Here is a 22,474-nt window from a genome sequence, read left to right as displayed (position 1 = left end):
ACAGCACCCTATACTTTCCGTTTATTTTCACTGCCCAAGTGGTCATACTGAATGATCGGAAAACATGGGGAAAAAAAGCAAAACCCCCGAATTTATCGGGGGTTCTTTTTACTTAATATGAAATTACAAACTTTCAGTGAAAGTACGGGTAATAACATCGCGTTGTTGTTCAGGGGTTAACGAGTTGAAACGCACTGCATAACCGGAAACACGGATGGTTAATTGTGGGTATTTTTCAGGGTGTTTTACCGCATCTTCTAATGTTTCACGGCGTAATACGTTCACGTTTAAGTGTTGACCGCCTTCTACTTTCACCGTTGGTGCAACGTTTACCGGTAATTCACGGTATTCGATTTGACCTAATTCGCTTACGGCGACGATTTGGTCTTCCGCGTAATCACCTTTTGCACATAAACAACGGGCTTCACCTTTTTCGCTATCTAACAACCAGAAAGAGTTTAAAAGATTGTCGTTAGCAGCATGGGTAATTTGGATACCTTTAATCATAAAATGCCTCCTAAGTTTGGCTTTTCTGTATATTAATTGAACTGAACGGATTTTATCAAAACTTTTGAAGTTTTCAAATAAATTTGATGTAGAACCAAAGTCTTTTTTTAATTATTTTGAGGTATTTGATTTTAATCAAGAATATTGCGTCATTTTTCTCTAACATTTCACAGAATTGAGATAGTTTTCTTACATTTTAGAAACCAAGAAAGGCAACTTATGGCTATGAATTTTGCCTTAGGTTCTTTATAATTTCCGTCATTCAAAATTGATTGGGACGCCATGATGAAAACTTGGACAGATGTGATTGGACAAGAAAAACAACAGCCTTATTTCCAGCACGTTTTGCAGCGAGTTCACGCAGAACGGGAGGCCGGTAAAATCATTTATCCGCCGGCGCATGATGTGTTTAACGCGTTCAAGTTAACCGAATTTGATCAAGTCAAAGTGGTGATTTTAGGGCAAGATCCTTACCACGGGCCAAATCAGGCGCATGGCTTATCTTTCTCTGTTAAACCCGGTATCAAACCGCCACCATCCTTGTTAAATATGTATAAAGAATTGTCCGATGACATTGAAGGCTTTCAGATGCCGAATCACGGTTATTTAGTGGAATGGGCACAGCAAGGCGTGTTATTGCTTAACTCGGTTTTAACCGTAGAACAGGGGTTAGCCCATTCCCACGCCAATTGGGGGTGGGAAATTTTCACCGATAAAGTGATTGAAGCCTTGAATCAACATCGCGAAAATCTGGTCTTTCTATTATGGGGTAGCCCGGCACAGAAAAAAGGGCAATTCATTGATCGCCACAAGCATTGTGTTTTAACCAGCGTGCATCCATCACCACTATCCGCCCATCGCGGCTTTTTCGGTTGCCAGCATTTTTCGAAAGCCAACGCCTATTTACAACAACAGGGTATTGCCCCGATTAATTGGCAATTAAGCGCGCTTTAGCGTTGTTATCAGAACCATTACAGGATTGTTTATGTTAGCGATTATTTCTCCCGCAAAAACATTAGATTTTGAAAATGCGGTGCCCAAAAAACTCCCGCATTTTCAACCGCACTTTTTAGCGCAAAGCCAGCAACTGATCGATATTTGCCGTGAACTGACACCGGCAGACATCGGTTCATTAATGTCAATCAGTGATAAACTCTCGGGACTTAACGCCGCCCGTTTTGCCGAATGGCAACAAAACCATAACGAACACAATGCCAAAGCCGCGGTTTATGCGTTTAAAGGCGATGTTTACACCGGATTAGAGATTGAATCCCTCAACGAAGAAGACGTGTTATTTGCCCAGCAACACTTGCGTATTTTATCCGGCTTATATGGCTTATTAACGCCATTAGATTTAATCCAGCCATACCGTTTGGAAATGGGAACAAAACTCGCTAACCCGAAAGGCAAGGATTTATATGCGTTCTGGCAGGGCGTCATCACTCCTGTGTTACAACAAGCAATTGATGAACAAGGCGGCATTTTAATTAATTTAGCCTCTGATGAATATTACAAATCGGTGCAAGAGCAACAATTAAAAGCGCAGATTATCAAACCGATCTTCTTAGATAACAAAAATGGGAAGTATAAAGTGATTAGCTTCTATGCTAAAAAGGCACGCGGCTTAATGTGTCGTTATCTCATTCAACATCGCCTTAGCGACGTAGAACAGCTCAAGGAATTTGACCTTGGCGGCTACTGGTTTGATAGCGCGGCATCTACAAAAACAGAATTTGTCTTTAAACGGGATTTGGCGGAATAAACATGATGAAAAAAACACTTGTTATTTTGACCGCACTTTTTTTATCGGCCTGTGTCAGCCCACCGCAACTTAATGCGCCTGAAACGGTAGAGCACAACAAGAAAACCTATCACTTAGCCACGAAACAGGACCTGGAGTCGGTCGTTCGTTATTTTTATGTCTTACCGAACGAAAGCGCACAGCATTGGCAAAGTGCGGTGGAAATTTTGTTAGATCGTAACAAACAAAAACGCACTTTGCAGGAACGTATTGACTGGCGTAAACGGATTTATACCAACACCGGGATAAAAAATTTCCACCTCTATGCTCAGGATAATACGCTTTATGCTTATGTGATTTATGAGCCTTCTGTAGAAAATAAAGATTGGCAAATTGATGTGGCGAAAGGTAAAGAGCTGCCGTTTTGTGGCTTTGTGCAATATCAATATTCATTAAAGATTCCTAAAAATCATAAGATGATGAATATGAACGGAAAACGGGTTATTAACCACCTGAAAAAATACGTGGTGGAAAAAGAAATGAAACAGTTAATGAAAGCCGATTGGCTGTTATCGTGTAAAGCTTAATGTCTGCTGTAGAATATTCCGCGCAAGTCAAAAAAGCGGCCAATTTTGCCATTATCACGGCGTTGATTTTGATTATCGCGAAAGGCATCGCTTGGTGGCAAACCGGTTCGGTGAGCATGTTGGCCTCGATTACCGATTCCATGTTGGATTTGCTGGCATCGTTTATGAATATGCTGATCTTGCGATTTGCGCTTATGCCGGCGGATCACAACCATTCTTTTGGGCATGGCAAGGCGGAATCCCTGGCTTCGCTCGTGCAAAGTGCGTTTATTTCCGGTTCGGCGATTTTCTTGTTATTACAAGGCATTCATCGTTTTAATTCCCCGCAAACCTTGAACAATACAATACTGGGTATGTTGGTCACCGTATTTTCCATTTTTGCGACACTATTATTAGTGTGGTATCAAGGACGCGTAATTGAACAAACAGATAGCCCGGCAATTAAAGCGGATCGGTTGCATTATCAAACAGATTTGCTGATGAACTTTGCCATTTTGATTTCCTTAGGCTTAAGTGTGCACGGTATTTTATGGGCAGATGCAGTTTTTGCGATTTTAATCTCCCTTTATATTTTATTAAATGCAGCCAAAATGCTGTTTAGTTCAACACAGTTGTTGCTTGATCAAATGTTACCGCCGGAGGAAATTGAACAAATTCACGCCGTACTTAATCAAGAAATTGCTCAAGATTCAAGAATGCTCGGTTTCCATGCGCTACGAACCCGTCGTTCCGGTGCCATTCGTTTTATTCAATTTCACTTAGAATTAGCCGATGAACTGTCTTTTATTGAAGCCCATGATATCACCGAACATTTGGAACGTTGCCTATGTAAGACATTTCCGCGCAGTGATATTGTGATTCATCCGGAACCCACATTTGTTGTGCAACAGGAAATGCAGTTAGATAAAAAAGTGATATAATTTATACAGTTTTTAATATTCATTCTTTTATATTTTAATAGGAATAACGCATGATTAAAAAAATTGCAGTACTAACAAGTGGCGGCGACGCTCCGGGCATGAACGCGGCAATTCGCGCAGTGGTTCGCGCAGGGTTGTCTGAAGGGTTGGAAGTTTATGGTATCTATGACGGCTATTATGGCTTATACCACAACAACATTAAGCAATTAACCCGTTATAGTGTATCTGACATCATCAACCGCGGCGGCACCTGTTTAGGTTCTGCCCGTTTTCCGGAATTTAAAAATCCTGAGGTCCGCGCCAAATGCGCCGATATTTTACGTTCTCACGGCATTGATGCTCTCGTTGTTATCGGCGGGGACGGTTCCTACATGGGGGCGAAATTATTGACCGAAGAACACGGTTTCCCATGCGTTGGGATTCCGGGGACAATCGATAACGACGTTGCCGGCACCGACTATACCATCGGCTACCAAACTGCCTTAGAAACAGCAGTTGAAGCGATCGACCGTTTACGCGATACCTCCAGTTCCCACCAACGTATTTCCATCGTAGAAATCATGGGCCGCCACTGTAGCGACTTGACGATCTCCGCAGGGATTGCCGGCGGTTGTGAATATATAGTGGCTTCCGAAGTGGAATTTAACCGCGAAGAACTGATTCGCCAAATTGAACGCAGCATCATTAAAGGTAAACGCCATGCGATTATTGCGATTACCGAGTTAATTTGTGATGTGAATGAGTTAGCAAAAGAAATTGAAGAACGCGTTCACCATGAAACCCGCGCCACCATTTTAGGTCATATCCAACGTGGCGGTTCGCCTTGTGCCTTCGACCGTATCCTCGGCTCCCGCATGGGCGTTTATGCGATTGACTTGTTGCTGCAAGGTAAAGGCGGCTATTGCGTTGGGATTCAAAATGAACAGCTGGTTCACCACGATATTATCGATGCGATCAATAATATGCGCCGTGAATTTAAAGCAGATTGGTTAAAAATGTTCAAACGTTTAGACTAAGCTCAATCGCGAATTTGAGAACGTCAAAGTGCGGTTAAAATTCATGGTGTTTTTTGACCGCACTTTTTGTTTTATGTCAATCTGAATCTGTGTGTGAACGCACAAGAAATGCGTTGCTGATTTTGCATTTCGTCAGGTGTTCTGGCTATAATGCGCCACGTGTAAAACTGCGTTGGTGGTAGTTCCATCTTCCTGACGCATTGTGTTAAAAAGGAATCATGTTATGAAAAAAACGTTTCAAAAACTCACCGCACTTTCTCTTTTTGCGATGGCCTCTATGGCTTGGGCAAATGCTGATATTGAGTTACAGAATCGCTTAAATAAAGTGGATACGTTAAGTGCAGATTTTGCACAAACGGTGAGTTCGGCAAATGGTAAAAATGTGCAACAAGGCAACGGAAAGTTACAAATTAAGCGTCCGAATTTGTTCCGCATGGACACCAAATCACCACAAGAAACCCAAATTATTGCTGATGGACAAACCCTTTGGTTTTATGATCCGTTTGTGGAACAAGTGACGGCCAATTGGGTAAAAGAGGCGGTAAATAATACGCCATTCGTGTTGCTCACCAGCAATGACAAAAGCCATTGGGCGCAATATACGGTGGAACAAAAAGATGACAGATTCGTGTTAAAACCGAAAGCCAAAAACAGCAATATTAAGCAATTTGATATTCGTATCGATCAAAACGGCGTATTAAAAGGGTTTAGTACTATTGAAAAAGATGGACAGTCTAATCAATATATTTTGCGCAATATTACCAACCAAAATTTAGATGGCAGTTTGTTTAAATTCACCGTTCCAAAGGGTATAGAATTGGACGACCAACGTAAAAAATAAGCGAATTGAACCATGTCTAACTTTAGCTTTGATTTCAACGAAAATGACTTTCGCCCTTTAGCGGCCAGAATGCGCCCAACTACTTTGGCGCAATATTGTGGTCAGTCTCATTTGTTGGGCGAGGGGAAACCGTTGCGCAAAGCGATTGAGGCAGGCTATGTTCATTCCATGATTTTCTGGGGGCCACCCGGCACCGGCAAAACCACCTTGGCGGAAATTATTGCACAACGCATTAACGCTGAAGTGGAGCGAATTTCCGCCGTCACCAGCGGCATTAAAGAAATTCGTGAAGCTATTGAAAAAGCGAAACAAAATAAATTGGCGGGGCTGCGTACCATTTTATTTGTGGATGAAGTCCATCGTTTTAACAAAAGCCAGCAAGATGCGTTCCTGCCGCATATTGAAGACGGCACCATTATTTTTATCGGTGCCACCACAGAAAATCCTTCCTTTGAATTAAATAACGCGCTGCTTTCCCGTGCACGAGTTTATATTCTCAAACCGCTTTCCACGCAGGAAATTGAGCGTGTGTTGCAACAAGCGATCGACGATCCGGAAAACGGCTTGGGCAAAGTGCGGTTAGATTTGCAGGAAAATTTGTTGTCGCTTTTGGCAGAATATGTCAACGGTGATGCACGCCTTGCGTTAAACTGTTTGGAAATGATGGTGGATATGGCCGCCGAATCCGAAAACGGTAAAATTTTAGACCGCACTTTACTTACGGAAGTGCTGGGGGAGCGTCAAGCGCGCTTCGACAAACAAGGCGACCGTTTCTATGATTTCATTTCTGCGCTGCATAAATCTATTCGCGGCTCCGCACCGGATGCAGCACTCTATTGGTATGCTCGGATTATCACTGCCGGCGGCGATCCCCTTTATGTGGCACGCCGTTTGTTGGCAATTGCTTCGGAAGACGTGGGCAATGCTGACCCGCGCGCAATGCAAGTCGCCCTTGCCGCTTGGGATTGTTTTACCCGTGTCGGTGCAGCTGAAGGCGAACGCGCCATTGCGCAAGCTATCGTGTATTTAGCCGTTGCACCAAAAAGCAATGCGGTTTACCTTGCTTTTAAAGCCGCGAAAAAACTGGCGACTGAATCGGCTGATTTTGATGTGCCGGAACACCTCCGCAATGCCCCAACCAATCTCATGAAAGATTTGGGCTTCGGTGCCGAATACCGTTATGCCCACGATGAACCCAACGCCTACGCTGCCGGTGAAAATTACTTCCCGCCAGAACTTAAAGACACACAATTTTATTTTCCGACGACAAGAGGGATGGAAATTAAGATTAAGGAGAAGTTGGACAGGTTGCGGGAACAGGATGCTCAGAGTCAGCAAAAACGTTATTAAGCGGTTTTCCTTTTTGTATTCGCAGAAAAAATTTGAATTTGCTCACAGATTTGCATTTGCCCGTTTGAATTTAAAAATAGGGGAGCGTACAATTTTTACAAATTTTTAACTATCCATTTCTTACGACATGAGGAGAATGAAATGAAAGTTGCAGTTTTAGGTGCCGCAGGCGGTATCGGTCAAGCATTAGCATTATTGCTGAAACTACAATTGCCGGCAGGTTCCGAGCTATCACTTTATGATATTGCACCGGTAACCCCGGGCGTTGCTGTGGATGTCAGCCACATTCCGACCGCGGTTAAAGTGGAAGGTTTTGCCGGTGAAGATCCGACACCAGCATTAAAAGGTGCGGATGTCGTGCTGATTTCTGCCGGCGTAGCACGTAAACCGGGAATGGATCGCTCAGATCTATTCAATATTAACGCAGGCATCGTACGCAACTTAATTGAAAAAGTCGCAGTGACCTGTCCGAAAGCGTGCATTGGGATCATTACCAACCCGGTAAATACCACCGTTGCGATTGCCGCGGAAGTCTTGAAAAAAGCCGGAGTTTATGACAAACGTAAATTATTCGGTGTGACCACATTGGACGTGCTTCGTTCTGAAACCTTTGTTGCCGAATTAAAAGGCTTAAACGTTTATCGTACAACCGTTCCGGTAATCGGCGGACACTCCGGCGTGACCATTCTTCCTTTATTATCTCAAGTGCCATACGCTGAATGGAAAGAGGAAGAAATTGAGCCATTAACTAAACGTATTCAAAACGCCGGTACTGAAGTGGTAAATGCTAAAGCTGGTGGCGGTTCTGCAACCTTATCCATGGCCCAAGCAGCGGCACGTTTTGCAAATGCGGTAGTACGCGGATTACAAGGCGAAACGGTGGTTGAATGTAGCTATGTGGAAGGCGATGGTAAATATGCTCGCTTCTTTGCTCAACCGGTTCGTTTCGGTAAAAACGGCGTAGAAGAAATTCTGCCAATTGGTAAACTCAGCGCGTTTGAGCAACAAGCGTTAGATGCTATGCTGCCGACATTGCGTGCAGACATTGAATTAGGTGAAAAATTCGTTAATCCATAATTCAACTGGAAAATAACAATCCCCCAAGCTGAAAAGTGCGGGGGATTTTTTTGATAAATTTTATGCGTGAACAGAGGAGAGAAGGGGCGTCAGCAATCTTTCTTTACCACTATAGATCGTTGATCGACCTTCTCGGGCGAAACCAACAAGGGTTAGATTATATTGTTCTGCCATTTGTACAGCGAGGTCTGTTGCGGCAGAAATCGCAACAAGCATTTCAATATCGCAAGAAACGGTTTTTTGCACCATTTCATAACTGGCGCGACTGGTGACAACGATAAAACCCTGTGGCTTGTCAGCTTTAGCGTGCCATCCCAATAATTTATCTAATGCCACATGGCGACCGACATCTTCACGAATGGCGAGTAGTTTCCCTTCTACGGAAAAAAATGCTGCAGCATGTGTGGAGCCGGTTTGCTTGCCAAGTTCTTGTGCCTCATATAATTGTTGCAAGCACCCATCTAATTGGTTGGCATTTACCGTTAAAGTGCGGTCTAATTTTTTGATGTTTTTGTAAACCTGTTGGATTTGTTCTGCACCGCAAATGCCACAACCGGTGCGTCCGGTTAAGGTGCGACGGTGATCTTTCAATGCCACAAAGCAACGGGTCGCCAGTTCAATTCTGGCTTCCATACCGTTACACACTTCCTCGATATCAATGCCATAAATATCCGCCGGCTTGTCGATAATGCCTTCTGTGAGGGAAAAGCCCATGGCAAAATCCTCTAAATCTCGTGGTGAACACATCATGACGGTATGGGCGATGTCGTTATACACGAGAGCAACAGGCACTTCTTTCGCTAAGGTGTCCTGCCTTTCGGTGACGATGATGTCACTGTCCGATGTCGCCGGATTTGTTAAATTTTTGATAAAATTAATTGTTCTTTTTGTGATCCAACTCAATTTTTTTTGTCCTTTTAATTATTAGTGATTATAGATTTATGTTTGAAAAATAGGTATTCTAGCGCACGCTAACGAATAGATAGGTCGTATCTCTTGTTACGTTAGGTTTAGTCTCGGTGGCGTTTAATTGTAATACTATTTTAACAAAATCGATGACTAAGTTATCTACTCAAATGTGATTTATAACTATTAAACATTAAACAAAGATCAACAACAAGTTTTGTTGATTGTGGGGAGTATTTATGCAGATCTCAAGAAGAAAATTCTTCAAGGTCTGTGCTGGCGGTATGGCCGGAACATCCGTTGCGATGTTAGGTTTTGCACCGTCCACAGCCTTAGCTGCACCACGCGAATACAAACTATTGCGTGCGAAAGAATCGCGTCAAACCTGTACATATTGTGCCGTAAGCTGCGGTATGTTGATGTATAGTACAGGTATTCCATCTAATACATTAAGCGGCCATACCTCAACCAATACCCGCTCTAAATTGTTCCATATCGAAGGTGACCCGGATCATCCGGTCAGCCGTGGGGCATTATGTCCGAAGGGTGCAGGTGCATTAGACTATATCAATAGTGAAAGCCGTGCGTTATACCCTGAATATCGTGCACCGGGTTCCGATAAATGGGAACGCATTTCTTGGCAAGATGCAATTAAACGTATTGCCCGTCTAATGAAAGATGACCGTGATGCCAACTTCGTTGAAAAAGATGCGAGTGGCAAAACGGTTAACCGTTGGACAACCACAGGGATTATGACCGCCTCCGCCATGAGCAACGAGGCCGCACTACTGACTCATAAATGGGTGCGGATGTTGGGCATGGTGCCGATGTGTAACCAAGCGAATACTTGACACGGACCAACGGTAGCAAGTCTTGCTCCATCATTTGGTCGCGGTGCCATGACAAATAACTGGGTTGACATCAAAAATGCCAATCTTATTCTTGTTCAAGGGGGTAACCCTGCTGAAGCCCACCCTGTTGGCTTCCGTTGGGCAATTGAAGCGAAGAAAAACGGTGCGAAACTCATCGTAGTTGACCCGCGCTTTAACCGTACGGCTTCTGTTGCTGACTTTCATGCACCAATTCGTTCCGGTTCTGATATTGCATTCTTAATGGGTGTGATCCGTTACTTATTGGAAACCAATCAAATTCAACACGAATACGTTAAACACTACACCAATGCGTCCTTCTTAGTGGATGAAGGTTTCAAATTTGAAGATGGTTTATTTGTGGGCTTCGATGAAGAAAAACACGCTTACGATAAATCTAAATGGAACTACCAATTCGACGAAAATGGCCATGCTAAACGTGATATGACCTTACAAGATCCACGCTGTGTGATTAATATCTTGAAAGATCACGTTTCTCGCTATACGCCGGAAATGGTTGAACGTATTACCGGTGTGAAACAAAAAACCTTCTTACAAATCTGTGAAGAAATTGGTAAAACCTCTGCACCGAATAAAACCATGACGCACTTATATGCGTTAGGCTTTACCGAGCACACAATCGGTACGCAAAATATTCGTTCTATGGCGATGATCCAATTGCTCCTAGGTAATATGGGTATGCCGGGTGGTGGTATTAATGCATTACGCGGGCACTCCAACGTACAAGGTACAACGGATATGGGCTTATTGCCGATGTCTTTACCGGGTTATATGCGTTTACCAAACGACAAAGATACCTCTTATGAGCAGTATATCAATGCGATTACACCGAAAGATATCGTACCAAACCAAGTAAACTATTATCGTAATACCTCGAAATTCTTCGTGAGTATGATGAAAACGTTCTATGGTGATAAAGCCACCAAAGAAAACGGTTGGGGTTTCGATTTCTTGCCAAAAGCAGACCGCTTATACGACCCTATCACGAATGTTAAGTTAATGAATGATGGCAAGTTAAACGGTTGGATCTTACAAGGTTTCAACGTATTAAACTCATTACCGAATAAAAACAAAACCGTTGCCGGTATGAGCAAATTAAAATACTTAATCGTGATGGATCCGCTTCAAACTGAATCTTCTGAATTCTGGAAAAACTTTGGCGAATCAAATAACGTGAATTCTGCTGAAATCCAAACAGAAGTGTTCCGCTTGCCAACCACTTGTTTCGCGGAAGAAGACGGTTCTATCGTCAACTCCGGTCGTTGGGCGCAATGGCACGAGAAATCTTGTGACCAACCGGGCGAAGCATTACCAGATGCAGATATTCTTTCGATGATTCGTGAAGAAATGCACGAGCTCTATAAGAAAGAAGGCGGTCGCGGTATTGAATCTTTTGAAGCCATGACATGGAATTATGGTATTCCTCATTCACCAAGTGCGGAAGAATTAGCCAAAGAATTAAATGGTTATGCACTTGAAGATCTGTATGATGCTAACGGCAATTTAATGTACAAAAAAGGTCAATTACTCAGTGGCTTTGCACACTTGCGTGATGACGGTACAACCTCTGCCGGTAACTGGTTATATACCGGTCAGTGGACAGAAAAAGGTAACCAAACTGCAAACCGTGATAACTCTGACCCATCCGGTTTAGGCTGTACTTTAGGCTGGGGCTTTGCATGGCCGGCAAACCGCCGTGTTCTTTATAACCGTGCTTCATTGGATATTAACGGTAATCCTTGGGATAAACACCGTCAATTAATTAAATGGAATGGTAAAAACTGGAACTGGTTTGATGTCGCCGACTATGGCACACAACCACCAGGTTCCGACACCGGTCCATTTATTATGTCCGCAGAAGGTGTAGGGCGTTTATTTGCGGTAGATAAAATTGCAAATGGTCCAATGCCTGAGCATTATGAACCGATCGAAAGTCCGATTGATACGAACCCATTGCACCCGAAAGTGGTCTCTGATCCGACTGTTCGTATTTATAAAGAAGACCGTGAATTTATCGGCTCAAATAAAGATTTCCCATATGTGGCAACCACTTATCGTTTAACCGAGCATTTCCACAGTTGGACGGCACAATCTGCGTTAAATATCATTGCACAACCACAACAATTTGTGGAAATCGGTGAAAAATTGGCGGCAGAAAAAGGCATCCAAAAAGGTGATATGGTGAAAATTACTTCTCGCCGTGGCTATATTAAAGCTGTTGCAGTAGTAACGAAGCGTTTGAAAGATTTAGAAATCGATGGACGTACCGTACACCATGTAGGCCTTCCGATTCACTGGAATATGAAAGCCTTAAATGGTAAAGGTAACCGTGGATTCTCTACTAATACCTTAACACCATCTTGGGGTGAGGCAATCACGCAAACACCGGAATACAAAACATTCTTGGTAAATATCGAAAAGGCGGAGGCATAATATGGCAGGAACTGCTCAAGGCGTTCAAACGCAAGATATTATTAAGATCTCCGCAACGTCCGGTTTAACGCCGGCACCGCATGCGCGTGATCATAAAGTTGAAGTGGCAAAACTCATTGACGTAACAACCTGTATCGGTTGTAAAGCTTGTCAAGTGGGTTGTTCAGAATGGAATGATATTCGTTCTGACGTTAATGCACAATGTGTTGGGATCTACGATAACCCGGTAGATCTCAATGCAAAAGCATGGACAGTGATGCGCTTTAACGAAGTAGAAGAAAACGATCGTTTAGAATGGTTAATTCGTAAAGATGGCTGTATGCACTGCCAAGAGCCGGGCTGCTTAAAAGCCTGTCCGGCACCGGGTGCAATTATCCAATATACAAATGGTATTGTGGATTTCCAATCTGATAAATGTATTGGTTGTGGTTACTGTATCGCAGGCTGTCCGTTCAACATTCCACGTATGAATCCGGAAGACAATCGTGTGTACAAATGTACCCTTTGTGTTGACCGTGTTTCTGTGGGACAAGAACCGGCTTGTGTGAAAACCTGTCCGACCGGTGCAATTCGTTTCGGCTCTAAAGAAGAAATGAAAGTCTATGCGGAAAAACGCATCGCTGATCTTAAAGCACGTGGCTATGAAAATGCCGGTCTTTACGATCCGGAAGGTGTGGGTGGCACACACGTGATGTATGTGTTACATCATGCGGATAAACCTGAATTGTATTCCGGTCTCCCGAAAGATCCGCAAATCGACCCAAGCATTACTTTATGGAAAGATATCTTGAAACCGGTTGCTGCGGTTGCCATGGGCGGTTTAGCCTTGGCTGAAATTGGTCACTACTTAACGGTGGGCCCAAACGTAGAAGAAGATGTGGAAGATCATCACCATGAATTTGAAGAAGCAGACAAAGGAGGAAAAGATGAGTAAGATTGAGATTAGCAATGATACTCGAATCATTCGTCATAGAACGCCTGCGCGTTTAAGCCACTGGCTACTTGTTATCTGCTTCTTTATGACGATGTTCACCGGGGTGGCATTTTTCTTCCCGGACTTTGCGTGGCTAACTGAGATTTTAGGGACACCGCAATTGGCTCGGGCAATCCACCCGTTCACCGGTATCTTAATGTTCTTTGCCTTTATTTATCTCGGCTATCTTTACTGGGATCATAATATTCCGGAGAAGAACGATATTCGTTGGGCAAAAGGGATGTTGGAAGTCTTAAAGGGAAATGAGCACGCTGTTGCTGATAACGGCAAGTATAACCTGGGTCAAAAAATGTTATTCTGGACATTAAATTTGGCAATGGTAACCTTGCTTGTGACCGGCATTATTATGTGGCGTCAATATTTCTCGCATTATTTCTCTATCCCAGTATTGAGAATTGCGATTCTTCTTCACTCTGCGAGTGCATTCATGTTGTTCACCGGTATCTTAGTGCATATGTATATGGCATTTTGGGTGAAAGGTTCCATTCGTGGCATTGTTGAGGGTTGGGTAACTGTTCGCTGGGCGAAAAAACACCACCCGAAATGGTATCGTGAAGAAGTGCTTTCTAAACTTGAAGAAGACCTGAAAAATGAAGCTGAAGGTAAGCAAGTGAAAGCCAAAGCATTGTTCAAAGGCATTAATGGCTAACTAGAACAGACATCAATCAACACATAAAACAAAGTGCGGTTAAAAAACAAAATGGATTTTAACCGCACTTTTTTTATGAGAAATATTGTTAAAGTTTATTCACTATAGAGGTTTTCTTCATTCGGTTGTGTCTTAAAACGACGATGTAACCACATATATTGTTCAACCCCCTTCATAATCTCTTGCTCAATCACTTGATTCATTCTTGCTGCAATTTCAGTTTCATCATGCAAATCAGAAAAATCCACCGGTGGAGAGATGGTGACCGTATAACCGGAATTATCTGCGTTTCTAAGCGGCGCGAAAGGAATCACTTTACTGTTTGGAGAAGACTTTAATAAGTAATAACTGCCGGTTGTTGTTGCAGCGTGAGGAACCGCAAAGAACGGCACGAAAACGGCATTTTTTCGACCATAGTCGTGGTCCGGTGCATACCAAATAATATCGCCATTTCGTATCGCCTTAATCATGCCACGGAGATCTTTACGATCCAGCATCGATTTATTGGAACGTAGTCGCCCTTGTGTTTGAAGCCAATCAAATAATGGATTGTCGTTAGGGCGATAAACCCCAATCCCCGGTTGATGAATACCGACAATGCGAGCGCCCAATTCCAGCGTTAAGAAATGTATGCCAACGAAAATAATGCCGTCTGCCAGATTGTCTTTTAAATACTCAACTCCTTCAATTTTAGACCATTTTTTTATACGACGATCAGACCAAAACCACGCCATACCTGTTTCAATAATCGCCATTCCGGTGGCGCGTAAGTTGGTGTGTAAAATCTGATGGATTTGTTGTTCAGACCAGTCAGGAAAGCAAAGCTCCAGATTGCGTTTCGCGATCTTAGCGCGTCGCTTACCCACACCGGTTTTCGCAAAGAGCCATCCTAATCCATTGCCAATTTTGCATAAAATAGGATAGGGTAGAAGTAGAATTAAGCGGAAAATACCGAGTGCGAGCCAAAAGCCCCAGTGTTTTGGGTGGAGAAATTCAATTTTAAATGTCGGAAGAACGGATTTTGCCATAAGGATTACGGGGTGACTTCAATAGGTTTTTAGTTTAACGGAATTTTGGGGAAATAGCATTTCTGCTGTGGTAATATTAGCGAAATTTTTATTTCAATCAGTTAAGAGAAAATCAAATGGCTCAATATTCTGCACAATTTAATCAGGCAAAAGTTTTGGTATTAGGCGATGTGATGTTGGATCGCTATTGGTTTGGTGCGACCAATCGAATTTCACCGGAAGCGCCGGTGCCGGTGGTACGCGTTCAGAAAAATGAGGAGCGTGCGGGCGGCGCAGCGAACGTGGCAATGAACATTGCGTCATTAAATGTGCCGGTACAGTTACTTGGTTTGACCGGTCAGGATGAGGCGGGTGTTGCATTAACCGCATTATTACAACAACAAAAAATCGATTGTAACTTTGTCCAATTATCTACCCATCCAACGATTACCAAGTTACGTATTTTATCCCGTCATCAACAGCTTTTACGTCTTGATTTTGAAGAAGGCTTTCAAAATGTGACAAGCGAAAATTTATTACAAAAATTAGAAAGTGCGGTCAAAAATTACGGTGCTTTAGTGCTTTCGGATTACGGCAAAGGCACCTTAAATGATGTACAAAAAATGATTCAAATTGCGCGTAATGCCAATGTGCCGGTATTGATCGATCCGAAAGGGACGGATTTTGAACGTTATCGTGGAGCCACTTTGTTAACACCGAATATGTCGGAATTTGAAGCGGTCGTGGGGAAATGTCATTCCGAACAAGAGATTATCGACAAGGGGCTGAAACTCATTTCAGACATCAATCTCACCGCACTTTTGGTGACACGTTCTGAAAAAGGCATGACCTTATTGCGTCCAAATCAACCGGTATTCCATTTGCCGACAGAGGCAAAAGAAGTCTTTGATGTGACAGGGGCGGGCGATACGGTGATCAGTGTGCTGGCAATCGCGTTAGCGGATGGCCGTAGTTTTGAAGAGGCCTGTTATTTATCCAATGTAGCCGCCGGTATTGTGGTGGGTAAATTGGGCACATCAACCGTTTCAACCGTCGAGTTGGAAAATGCGATTCATGGACGAACTACCACCGGTTTTGGTGTGATGACCGAAGCTGAATTGAAACAAGCGGTTAAATTGGCAAAAGAGCGTGGCGAGAAAATCGTGATGACAAACGGGTGTTTTGATATTTTGCATCCTGGTCACGTGTCTTACTTAGAAAATGCCCGTAAGCTAGGCGATCGCTTAATTGTTGCTGTGAATACGGATGAATCGGTAAAACGCTTAAAAGGGGAAGAACGACCGATTAATCCTTTAGCCTCGAGAATGGCCGTGCTTGCCGGTCTTTCTTCTGTGGATTGGCTGGTGGCCTTTGATGAAGATACGCCGCAACGTTTAATTGGTGAAGTCTTGCCTGATTTATTGGTGAAAGGCGGCGACTATAAACCGGAAGACATTGCCGGTAGTAAAGAAGTCTGGGCAAACGGTGGCGATGTGAAAGTGTTGAATTTTGAGAATGGTTTTTCCACATCGAACGTAATCAAGAAAATTAAGCGTTTGGAAAAATAACGCCAATAAAAAAGCATCATCTATAATCTGCATCCCCAAAGTTGGACTCACTTTTCAACGAATTAAGGGAATTAAGGTGCAGATTTTTTTATTATAGCCAGCCAAAGTCTGGCTATAAAAACCATACGCTATGCGTATGGAGTCCTTCCTTATAGCGTGCAACTTGTTGCACGAATAATTAACCTTAATACGTAATTTACGATTTTGTGCGTAGCATACATCTTGTTGCACGAATAATTAACCTCGATGCGTAATTCACGATTTCATGCGTAACGTGCAACTTGTTGCACGAATAATTAATCTCGATGCATAATTCATGCATTTCATGCGTAGCGTGCAACTTGTTGCACGAATGATTAACTTCGATGTGTAATTCACGATTTCATGCGTAGCGTGCAACTTGTTGCACGAATAATTAACTTCGATGTGTAATTCACGCATTTCATGCGTAGCGTGCATCTTGATGCACGACCAAACCACGCACGGTACGTTATTTAACCCTTTCGGACATTCATGATTTCGTGCAACAAGTTGCACGCTACGATTTACTAAAAACCGCACGTTTTACGTGCGGATTGCTATTCCAATCCATTCAACGCATTGATCAACCTGATTTCCTCAAACAAACTCAAATCCGTGGCTAAAATCGACCGCACTTTTAGACGACCTTGGGCTAATAATGCCGCCCGTTGGGTGCCTTCAAGAAGTGGTGTGTCGGGGGTGAACCATTGTGTGCCTTGGCGGAAAATAAGGTTGCCGATAGTGCAATCGGTGACATGTCCGTTTTTGATGATCATGATTTCATCGCAATCGCCTTTTTGCGTGAGTAATTCGTTTAATAAAGTGCGGTCAGCGTATTTCAAGCCGTAGTCAATGAGGTCGCAGACAACCGGTTTAAAGGTGCGGTAATGTTTACGCTGGTAAGGAAAATAACGGCATTGAATTTGCTCCGCATTGTAATCGATTCGGCAACGAATCAGCGGTTCGGCAGTCAGTTCGAGCGGGACACGAATATGTTCGGCAAGCTGAAAAATGCGAGGAAAAACGACCGCACTTTGTTTGCCATAAAACGCCTGTAAACTGCGTTCGTAGCGTTGTTGATGACGTTCGATATTGCGGATCTTGCCTTGTTCGATGGCAAGGGTTTCAAATAAAGGAAATTCCATGGTTAAACCTTCTGTAACGGCACATACACTTTTTGAATCAATTCTTGATATTCTTCCTGTGCGTCACTTTGAATGGTAATGCCACCGCCACTGCGGAAAACAAAGCCTTTTTCTGTGTCTTCAATAAAACGAATTGCCACCGCACTTTGTAATTTTTCACCGTCAAAAATACCGAATATACCTGTGTAATAGCCACGAGGTTGTTGTTCGGCCTGTTGAATAATTTGTACTGTTTTTTCTTTTGGGGCACCACTGATAGAGCCGGCGGGTAACAGTTTGGCAAGAAGAGAACCGATTTCTTTCTGCCAGTTTTCCGCCAATTCACCACGAATTTCGGAACTGGTTTGCAAAATGGCACCACGTTCTGTTTGGATTTCTTCCACATAACGAAAATGCGTTACGTGAATATTTTTTGCCACGGTGGCTAAGTCATTGCGCATTAAATCCACGATGGTGTAATGTTCTCGCTGTTCTTTTTGATTGTTGAGCAAGGTGGCTTGAGCATGGGGCAGCGTTGCATCAATCGTGCCTTTCATCGGATAAGTGAAAATCTGGTTGTCGTATAAATTGACAAAACATTCCGGTGAAAAACACACAAATTGATCTTTGAACAACAATTTATACTTCGCTTGGCTCTGTTGGAACAGTTGGCGCAGTGAATAATTGGTTTCAATCGGTGTCGGGTAGGTCAGATTAAGTAAATAGGAGTTGCCGAAGCGCTGTTCCTGTTGTACTAAATCAAAGCCTTTTTGATAGGCGGCAAAATCCATTGGCTGTTTATGTAAATAAAAAGGTGGCATCGGCGATGTTTTATGCGGCAAATCTTCCCGCCAATTCACGTTGGTATAGTCTGGAAATTGGACGAAAATCCCTTGTTCAGCCATTTCATTTAACGGACACAATATCGGTTTTTGTTGCTCAAAATCGATTAAAAAGAAGAAGGGCGTTTTCGCTTCGCCAAATTGGTTCGTTTGTTGAATAAAATCTTGCCACATAACATTATCTCATGAAAAAACGGCGAAAATTTTAGCTTAAATTGCCATAAAATGATATACTTCACCGCCTACTTAGCCCTCAGAGAAAGATGTTATGTCGCTACTGATCATCAATAATCACGATTCTTTTACGTTCAACTTAGTGGATTATATCCGCCGGTTGAACGTGCCATTTCAAGTGGTCAATGTGGAAGAACTGGATTTAGATGCCGTGGGCGATTTTTCTCATTTATTGATTTCTCCCGGCCCGGATGTGCCGCGCGCTTATCCGCAATTATTTGACTTGCTGGCACGTTATCAGCACAGCAAATCCATTTTAGGCGTGTGTTTAGGACATCAAATGTTATGCGAATTTTTTGGTGCAGAATTACATAATCTTCCGACCCCTCGTCATGGGCAAGCCAAGCAATTACAGTGTGCGACAGAATCCCGTCTCTTTAAAAATATGCCACCAACCTTTCAAATCGGTTTATATCATTCTTGGGCGGTAAGTGAGCAGAATTTTCCAAGCGCATTACAAATCACTGCCCGTTGTGATGACAACATCATTATGGCCATGCAGCATAAAACGTTGCCGATTTACGGGGTGCAATTTCATCCGGAATCCTATATTTCGGAATATGGTGAGCAAATTTTGCGAAATTGGTTGCTGGACTCTTAAGAATCGCCATCAAAGTGCGGTGCTTTTTCGCTGCATTTTTTAGATCGAGATCACACAAATCACAAAAATCCTTTCTCTCTCTTGTTTTTGTGCAAGGACTTCTTTAAGGTTAGACGCGATATTCAAACGTTGTGAAACTAAAGGAGTTTTTGATGAACATTGTTTTTCTCGATCGTGCCAGTATTCCCGCAAGCCATGATATTCCACGCCCAAGCTTTCCACACACTTGGATGGAATATGACCGCACTTTGCCGGAGGAAACCTTTGAACGCACCAAAGATGCCGATATTGTGGTGACCAACAAAGTGGTGTTTGACCGAGAATTATTAAGCCGATTACCGAAATTAAAACTCATCGCCATTACGGCGACCGGTACCAACAACATTGATTTAGATGCTGCGAAAGACCTCGGTATTGCCGTAAAAAATGTGCCCGGTTATTCCAGTGTGGCCGTGCCGGAGCATGTATTGGGCATGATTTTCTCATTAAAACACAGTCTTATTGGGTATCATCGCGATCAAGTGACTTCTGATCGTTGGGCCACCTGCGGACAGTTCTGCTACACCGATTACCCGATAACGGATGTGCGTGGCGCGACGTTAGGTGTATTTGGTAAGGGTTGTTTAGGCACAGAAGTAGGGCGTTTGGCGCAATTATTGGGCATGAACGTGTTGTATGCGGAACACAAAGGGGCAAGCCATATTCGTGAAGGCTACACTGAATTTGAAACCGTATTGAAACAAGCGGATATCGTCACGCTGCATTGCCCGTTAACCGACACCACCAAAAATTTAATCAATGCGGAAACGTTAGCATTAATGAAACCGACCGCTTATCTCATCAATACCGGCCGTGGCCCATTGGTGGATGAAGCAGCATTGTTGGAGGCGCTAGAAAACGGAAAAATTGCCGGAGCAGCCTTGGATGTATTGGTTAAAGAACCACCGGAAAAGGACAATCCGTTAATTCAAGCGGCAAAACGTTTGCCGAATTTATTAATCACGCCTCACGTTGCTTGGGCAAGTGATTCTGCGGTCACCACCTTAGTGAATAAAGTCGCTCAAAATATCGAAGATTTTGTGGCGCACGGTAAGTAATTCTTATTTCCTGTGGTATGATGTGGCGCCTAAAAAAGGGCGCCATTTTTGATGGCAAATCACATTTTCTAACTTAAAGAAACCTGACCATGAAAAAAAATCTTATCACAACTGCAATGTTATTTGCGCTTCCAACGATCGCCTTTGCCGGTGAAAACACAAAAACCGAATTAGCTCCGATTGTCGTTTATTCTGCGTATGCCACACCGGTAAACCAAGACCAAACCGCGTCTTCTGTGACAGTTTTAACGGAAAAAGATTTCGCTGCACGCAACGCTACGTATGTGAGTGATGTATTGAAAACCGTGCCAAGCCTTGCCGTAAGCACTTCAGGCGGTCGTGGTACATTGACCAACGTCTTTTTACGTGGTGCGGATGCAAACCACACTGCCGTGATTATTGATGGTGTAAAAGCCAATCCGGTTTCCGGCTACGGTTTTGATTTCGGTGGATTAGCTTTAAGCAACATCGAACGCATCGAAATCTTACGCGGTGAGCAATCTGCGCTTTGGGGAAGTGATGCAATGGGCGGTGTGATTTATATCACCACCAAAAAGGGCCTAGAAAAAGGCAAAACCTTCAATGTTGACTATGATTTTGGTACAGGATCTCACCGCACTGTTGATGGTTCATTAACCTTTTCAGGCTCAAACAACAATTTCTATTATGCTTTACATGGTGACAGCCACCATACCAAAGGTATTTCAGCACTCAGCAAAGACCGTTTTAACTACACGGCACAAGATGGCACAGCGGTCAGTACCGGTGGAGCAAGTGAGCGCGATAAATTCCACCGTGATAATACCTCTCTTCGTTTCGGCTATGATGATAACCAAAAAGGTTTTGATTTCTTAACCTCTCACAGCAGCCAAACCGCTAATTTTGATAACAGTGCAACAGATGAAAAAGGTCATTACACCCGCACACGTGACACCTTATTTAAATTAAGTGGTTTCTTAGGTAATGGCGATGAATTATTTAAACATAAAGTTGGCGTAAGCCATATCAAAACCGACAGCGATACGGTTGGCTATGCCTCAGCTTACGATGCGAAAAAACTCAATGCGAACTATCAATTAGATGTGAATTTCGATCGTGAAGGCTCCATCACGCAAGGTTTAAGTTTCTTAACAGACTATCAAAAAACAGATTTTAACTCGTCTTATTTCAATAATGCGGGTAATAAAAAGCTCATTGAGAAAAGCGTCGCGGCAGAATATCGCCTATTACACGATGCGGATCATAGTTTGAATATGAGTGGTCGTTACACTGATAGCTCTGAATACGAAAATTCATGGACAGGTCGTATTGCCGGGGCTTATCGCTTACATAACAATGTGAAAGCACATGCAAGCATTGGTTCAGCAATTCAAAATCCGACAATTACAGAATATTATGGCTATAACGCACGCTATATCGGCAACCCAAATTTACAACCGGAAAAAAGCGTAGGGGGCGATGTTGGTTTCTTATTTGAAACAGATGATCACCGCCATAGCGTTGATATCACTTATTTCACGCGTAACGTGAAAAATGCGATTAGTAGCGAAGTGATTAATTCCGTCACCTACGCAAGCCGTGCCGTCAATCTTGATGGGAAGAGCAAGGTTAAAGGTCTTGAAGTGGCTTACAATGGTAAAATCACAGATGCATTAACCGCTTATGCGAACTATACATATACCCAAACCCGAGACAGCAAAGGGATTGAATTGGCACGCCGTCCGAAACATTTAGCCAACACAGGCTTAGCCTATCAGATTACTGAAAAATTGGGTACAGATGTGAATTTGTCTTACACTGGCAAACGTATGGATACCTACTATTCACCAAGCTACAGTACACATAAAGTGAAATTGCCATCTTATACCTTGGCAAACGTAGGCGTGAATTACAAAGTGGCGGAGAGTTTGACGGTTTACGCAAACCTTAACAACGTATTCAATAAAAAATACGAAAACGTCCTTGGTTACGGCCAAGAAGGGCGCAATGTTTATGTTGGCTTGAGAGGATCGTTCTAATCGTAAGGCGGGCTTTAGTCTGCCGAATTTTTTAATCATGGCGGGCTGAAA

At 43.1% G+C, this 22,474-nt stretch carries 20 protein-coding genes; 15 read left to right on the top strand and 5 right to left on the bottom strand.

Annotation, left to right across the window (positions count from 1 at the left end; all coding sequences use genetic code 11):
* Positions 1–123 precede the first annotated feature (123 nt).
* On the bottom strand, positions 124–507 hold the full coding sequence (gene grcA, locus AC30SF_RS06020) for an autonomous glycyl radical cofactor GrcA (protein ID WP_021616414.1): 384 nt from the start codon (positions 505–507) through the stop codon (positions 124–126).
* A gap of 285 nt (positions 508–792) precedes the next feature.
* Between grcA and ung the strand changes: the two genes are divergently transcribed.
* The 8 genes from ung (at position 793) to mdh (ending at position 8,039) form a co-directional block, all read left to right on the top strand.
* Complete coding sequence (gene ung / locus AC30SF_RS06015) at positions 793–1,461, top strand: uracil-DNA glycosylase (protein WP_489607877.1); 669 nt, start codon at positions 793–795, stop codon at positions 1,459–1,461.
* A 31-nt stretch (positions 1,462–1,492) separates the two neighbouring features.
* On the top strand, positions 1,493–2,269 hold the full coding sequence (yaaA, locus tag AC30SF_RS06010) for a peroxide stress protein YaaA (protein WP_489607876.1): 777 nt from the start codon (positions 1,493–1,495) through the stop codon (positions 2,267–2,269).
* Between the two features lie 5 nt (positions 2,270–2,274).
* Positions 2,275–2,835 carry a hypothetical protein gene (locus AC30SF_RS06005; protein ID WP_295976549.1) on the top strand — a complete coding sequence of 187 codons (561 nt, stop codon included), beginning with the start codon at positions 2,275–2,277 and terminating at the stop codon, positions 2,833–2,835.
* Positions 2,835–3,755, top strand: a complete 921-nt coding sequence (locus AC30SF_RS06000; RefSeq protein ID WP_297931717.1) for a cation diffusion facilitator family transporter — start codon at positions 2,835–2,837, stop codon at positions 3,753–3,755. The genes AC30SF_RS06005 and AC30SF_RS06000 overlap by 1 nt, the downstream gene beginning before the upstream one ends.
* A 50-nt stretch (positions 3,756–3,805) precedes the next feature.
* Positions 3,806–4,771, top strand: coding sequence for a 6-phosphofructokinase (gene pfkA / locus AC30SF_RS05995; RefSeq protein ID WP_209362051.1), 966 nt, complete (start codon positions 3,806–3,808; stop codon positions 4,769–4,771).
* A gap of 223 nt (positions 4,772–4,994) precedes the next feature.
* Entirely contained in the window at positions 4,995–5,612 is a 618-nt protein-coding gene (gene lolA / locus AC30SF_RS05990) for an outer membrane lipoprotein periplasmic chaperone LolA (RefSeq protein ID WP_489607875.1), read from the top strand.
* Positions 5,613–5,624: 12 nt separating this feature from the next.
* Entirely contained in the window at positions 5,625–6,962 is a 1,338-nt protein-coding gene (locus AC30SF_RS05985) for a replication-associated recombination protein A (protein WP_489607874.1), read from the top strand.
* A gap of 141 nt (positions 6,963–7,103) precedes the next feature.
* On the top strand, positions 7,104–8,039 hold the full coding sequence (mdh, locus tag AC30SF_RS05980; protein ID WP_489607873.1) for a malate dehydrogenase: 936 nt from the start codon (positions 7,104–7,106) through the stop codon (positions 8,037–8,039).
* Positions 8,040–8,099: 60 nt separating this feature from the next.
* Here the strand turns inward: mdh and fdhD are convergent, their stop codons facing one another.
* A complete protein-coding gene (gene fdhD / locus AC30SF_RS05975) occupies positions 8,100–8,942 on the bottom strand; it encodes a formate dehydrogenase accessory sulfurtransferase FdhD (RefSeq protein ID WP_489607872.1) in 843 nt (280 codons plus the stop codon).
* Positions 8,943–9,184: 242 nt separating this feature from the next.
* Here fdhD and fdnG point away from each other — a divergent pair, with 242 nt between their 5' ends.
* The 3 genes from fdnG to AC30SF_RS05960 are packed head-to-tail and all read left to right on the top strand — an operon-like array spanning position 9,185 to position 13,911.
* Positions 9,185–12,268 (top strand): formate dehydrogenase-N subunit alpha, encoded by a 3,084-nt coding sequence (fdnG, locus tag AC30SF_RS05970; RefSeq protein WP_489607871.1) that lies wholly within the window; start codon positions 9,185–9,187, stop codon positions 12,266–12,268.
* A 1-nt stretch (position 12,269) separates the two neighbouring features.
* On the top strand, positions 12,270–13,202 hold the full coding sequence (gene fdxH / locus AC30SF_RS05965) for a formate dehydrogenase subunit beta (RefSeq protein WP_489607870.1): 933 nt from the start codon (positions 12,270–12,272) through the stop codon (positions 13,200–13,202).
* A complete protein-coding gene (locus AC30SF_RS05960) occupies positions 13,195–13,911 on the top strand; it encodes a formate dehydrogenase subunit gamma (protein WP_033002614.1) in 717 nt (238 codons plus the stop codon). The genes fdxH and AC30SF_RS05960 overlap by 8 nt, the downstream gene beginning before the upstream one ends.
* Positions 13,912–14,006: 95 nt before the next feature.
* On the opposite strand, the gene AC30SF_RS05955 is transcribed toward AC30SF_RS05960, so the two are convergent.
* Complete coding sequence (locus tag AC30SF_RS05955) at positions 14,007–14,939, bottom strand: Kdo(2)-lipid IV(A) acyltransferase (RefSeq protein ID WP_489607869.1); 933 nt, start codon at positions 14,937–14,939, stop codon at positions 14,007–14,009.
* 116 nt (positions 14,940–15,055) lie between these two features.
* On the opposite strand from AC30SF_RS05955, the gene hldE reads away from it, so the two are divergent.
* Positions 15,056–16,486 (top strand): bifunctional D-glycero-beta-D-manno-heptose-7-phosphate kinase/D-glycero-beta-D-manno-heptose 1-phosphate adenylyltransferase HldE, encoded by a 1,431-nt coding sequence (gene hldE / locus AC30SF_RS05950; RefSeq protein WP_489607868.1) that lies wholly within the window; start codon positions 15,056–15,058, stop codon positions 16,484–16,486.
* 578 nt (positions 16,487–17,064) lie between these two features.
* On the opposite strand, the gene AC30SF_RS05945 is transcribed toward hldE, so the two are convergent.
* Together AC30SF_RS05945 and AC30SF_RS05940 are read right to left on the bottom strand one after the other, a co-directional pair.
* Positions 17,065–17,652, bottom strand: a complete 588-nt coding sequence (locus AC30SF_RS05945; protein WP_489607867.1) for an aminotransferase class IV family protein — start codon at positions 17,650–17,652, stop codon at positions 17,065–17,067.
* A 2-nt stretch (positions 17,653–17,654) separates the two neighbouring features.
* Positions 17,655–18,647 carry an aminodeoxychorismate synthase component I gene (locus AC30SF_RS05940; protein ID WP_489607866.1) on the bottom strand — a complete coding sequence of 331 codons (993 nt, stop codon included), beginning with the start codon at positions 18,645–18,647 and terminating at the stop codon, positions 17,655–17,657.
* Between the two features lie 94 nt (positions 18,648–18,741).
* Between AC30SF_RS05940 and AC30SF_RS05935 the strand changes: the two genes are divergently transcribed.
* The 3 genes from AC30SF_RS05935 to AC30SF_RS05925 all read left to right on the top strand — a co-directional run bounded on the left by AC30SF_RS05935 (position 18,742) and on the right by AC30SF_RS05925 (position 22,423).
* The gene (locus AC30SF_RS05935; RefSeq protein ID WP_315542868.1) at positions 18,742–19,308 is read left to right on the top strand and encodes an anthranilate synthase component II; all 567 of its coding nucleotides are present in this window, start codon (positions 18,742–18,744) and stop codon (positions 19,306–19,308) included.
* Positions 19,309–19,460: 152 nt separating this feature from the next.
* On the top strand, positions 19,461–20,405 hold the full coding sequence (locus AC30SF_RS05930; protein WP_315542870.1) for a 2-hydroxyacid dehydrogenase: 945 nt from the start codon (positions 19,461–19,463) through the stop codon (positions 20,403–20,405).
* 89 nt (positions 20,406–20,494) lie between these two features.
* Entirely contained in the window at positions 20,495–22,423 is a 1,929-nt protein-coding gene (locus AC30SF_RS05925) for a TonB-dependent receptor plug domain-containing protein (protein WP_315542873.1), read from the top strand.
* Positions 22,424–22,474: the final 51 nt, after the last annotated feature.

The organism is Aggregatibacter valvarum, from assembly GCF_980468985.1.
The sequence above is the reverse complement of the archived record's forward strand: the minus strand, read 5'-3'. Positions and strand labels throughout refer to the sequence as shown.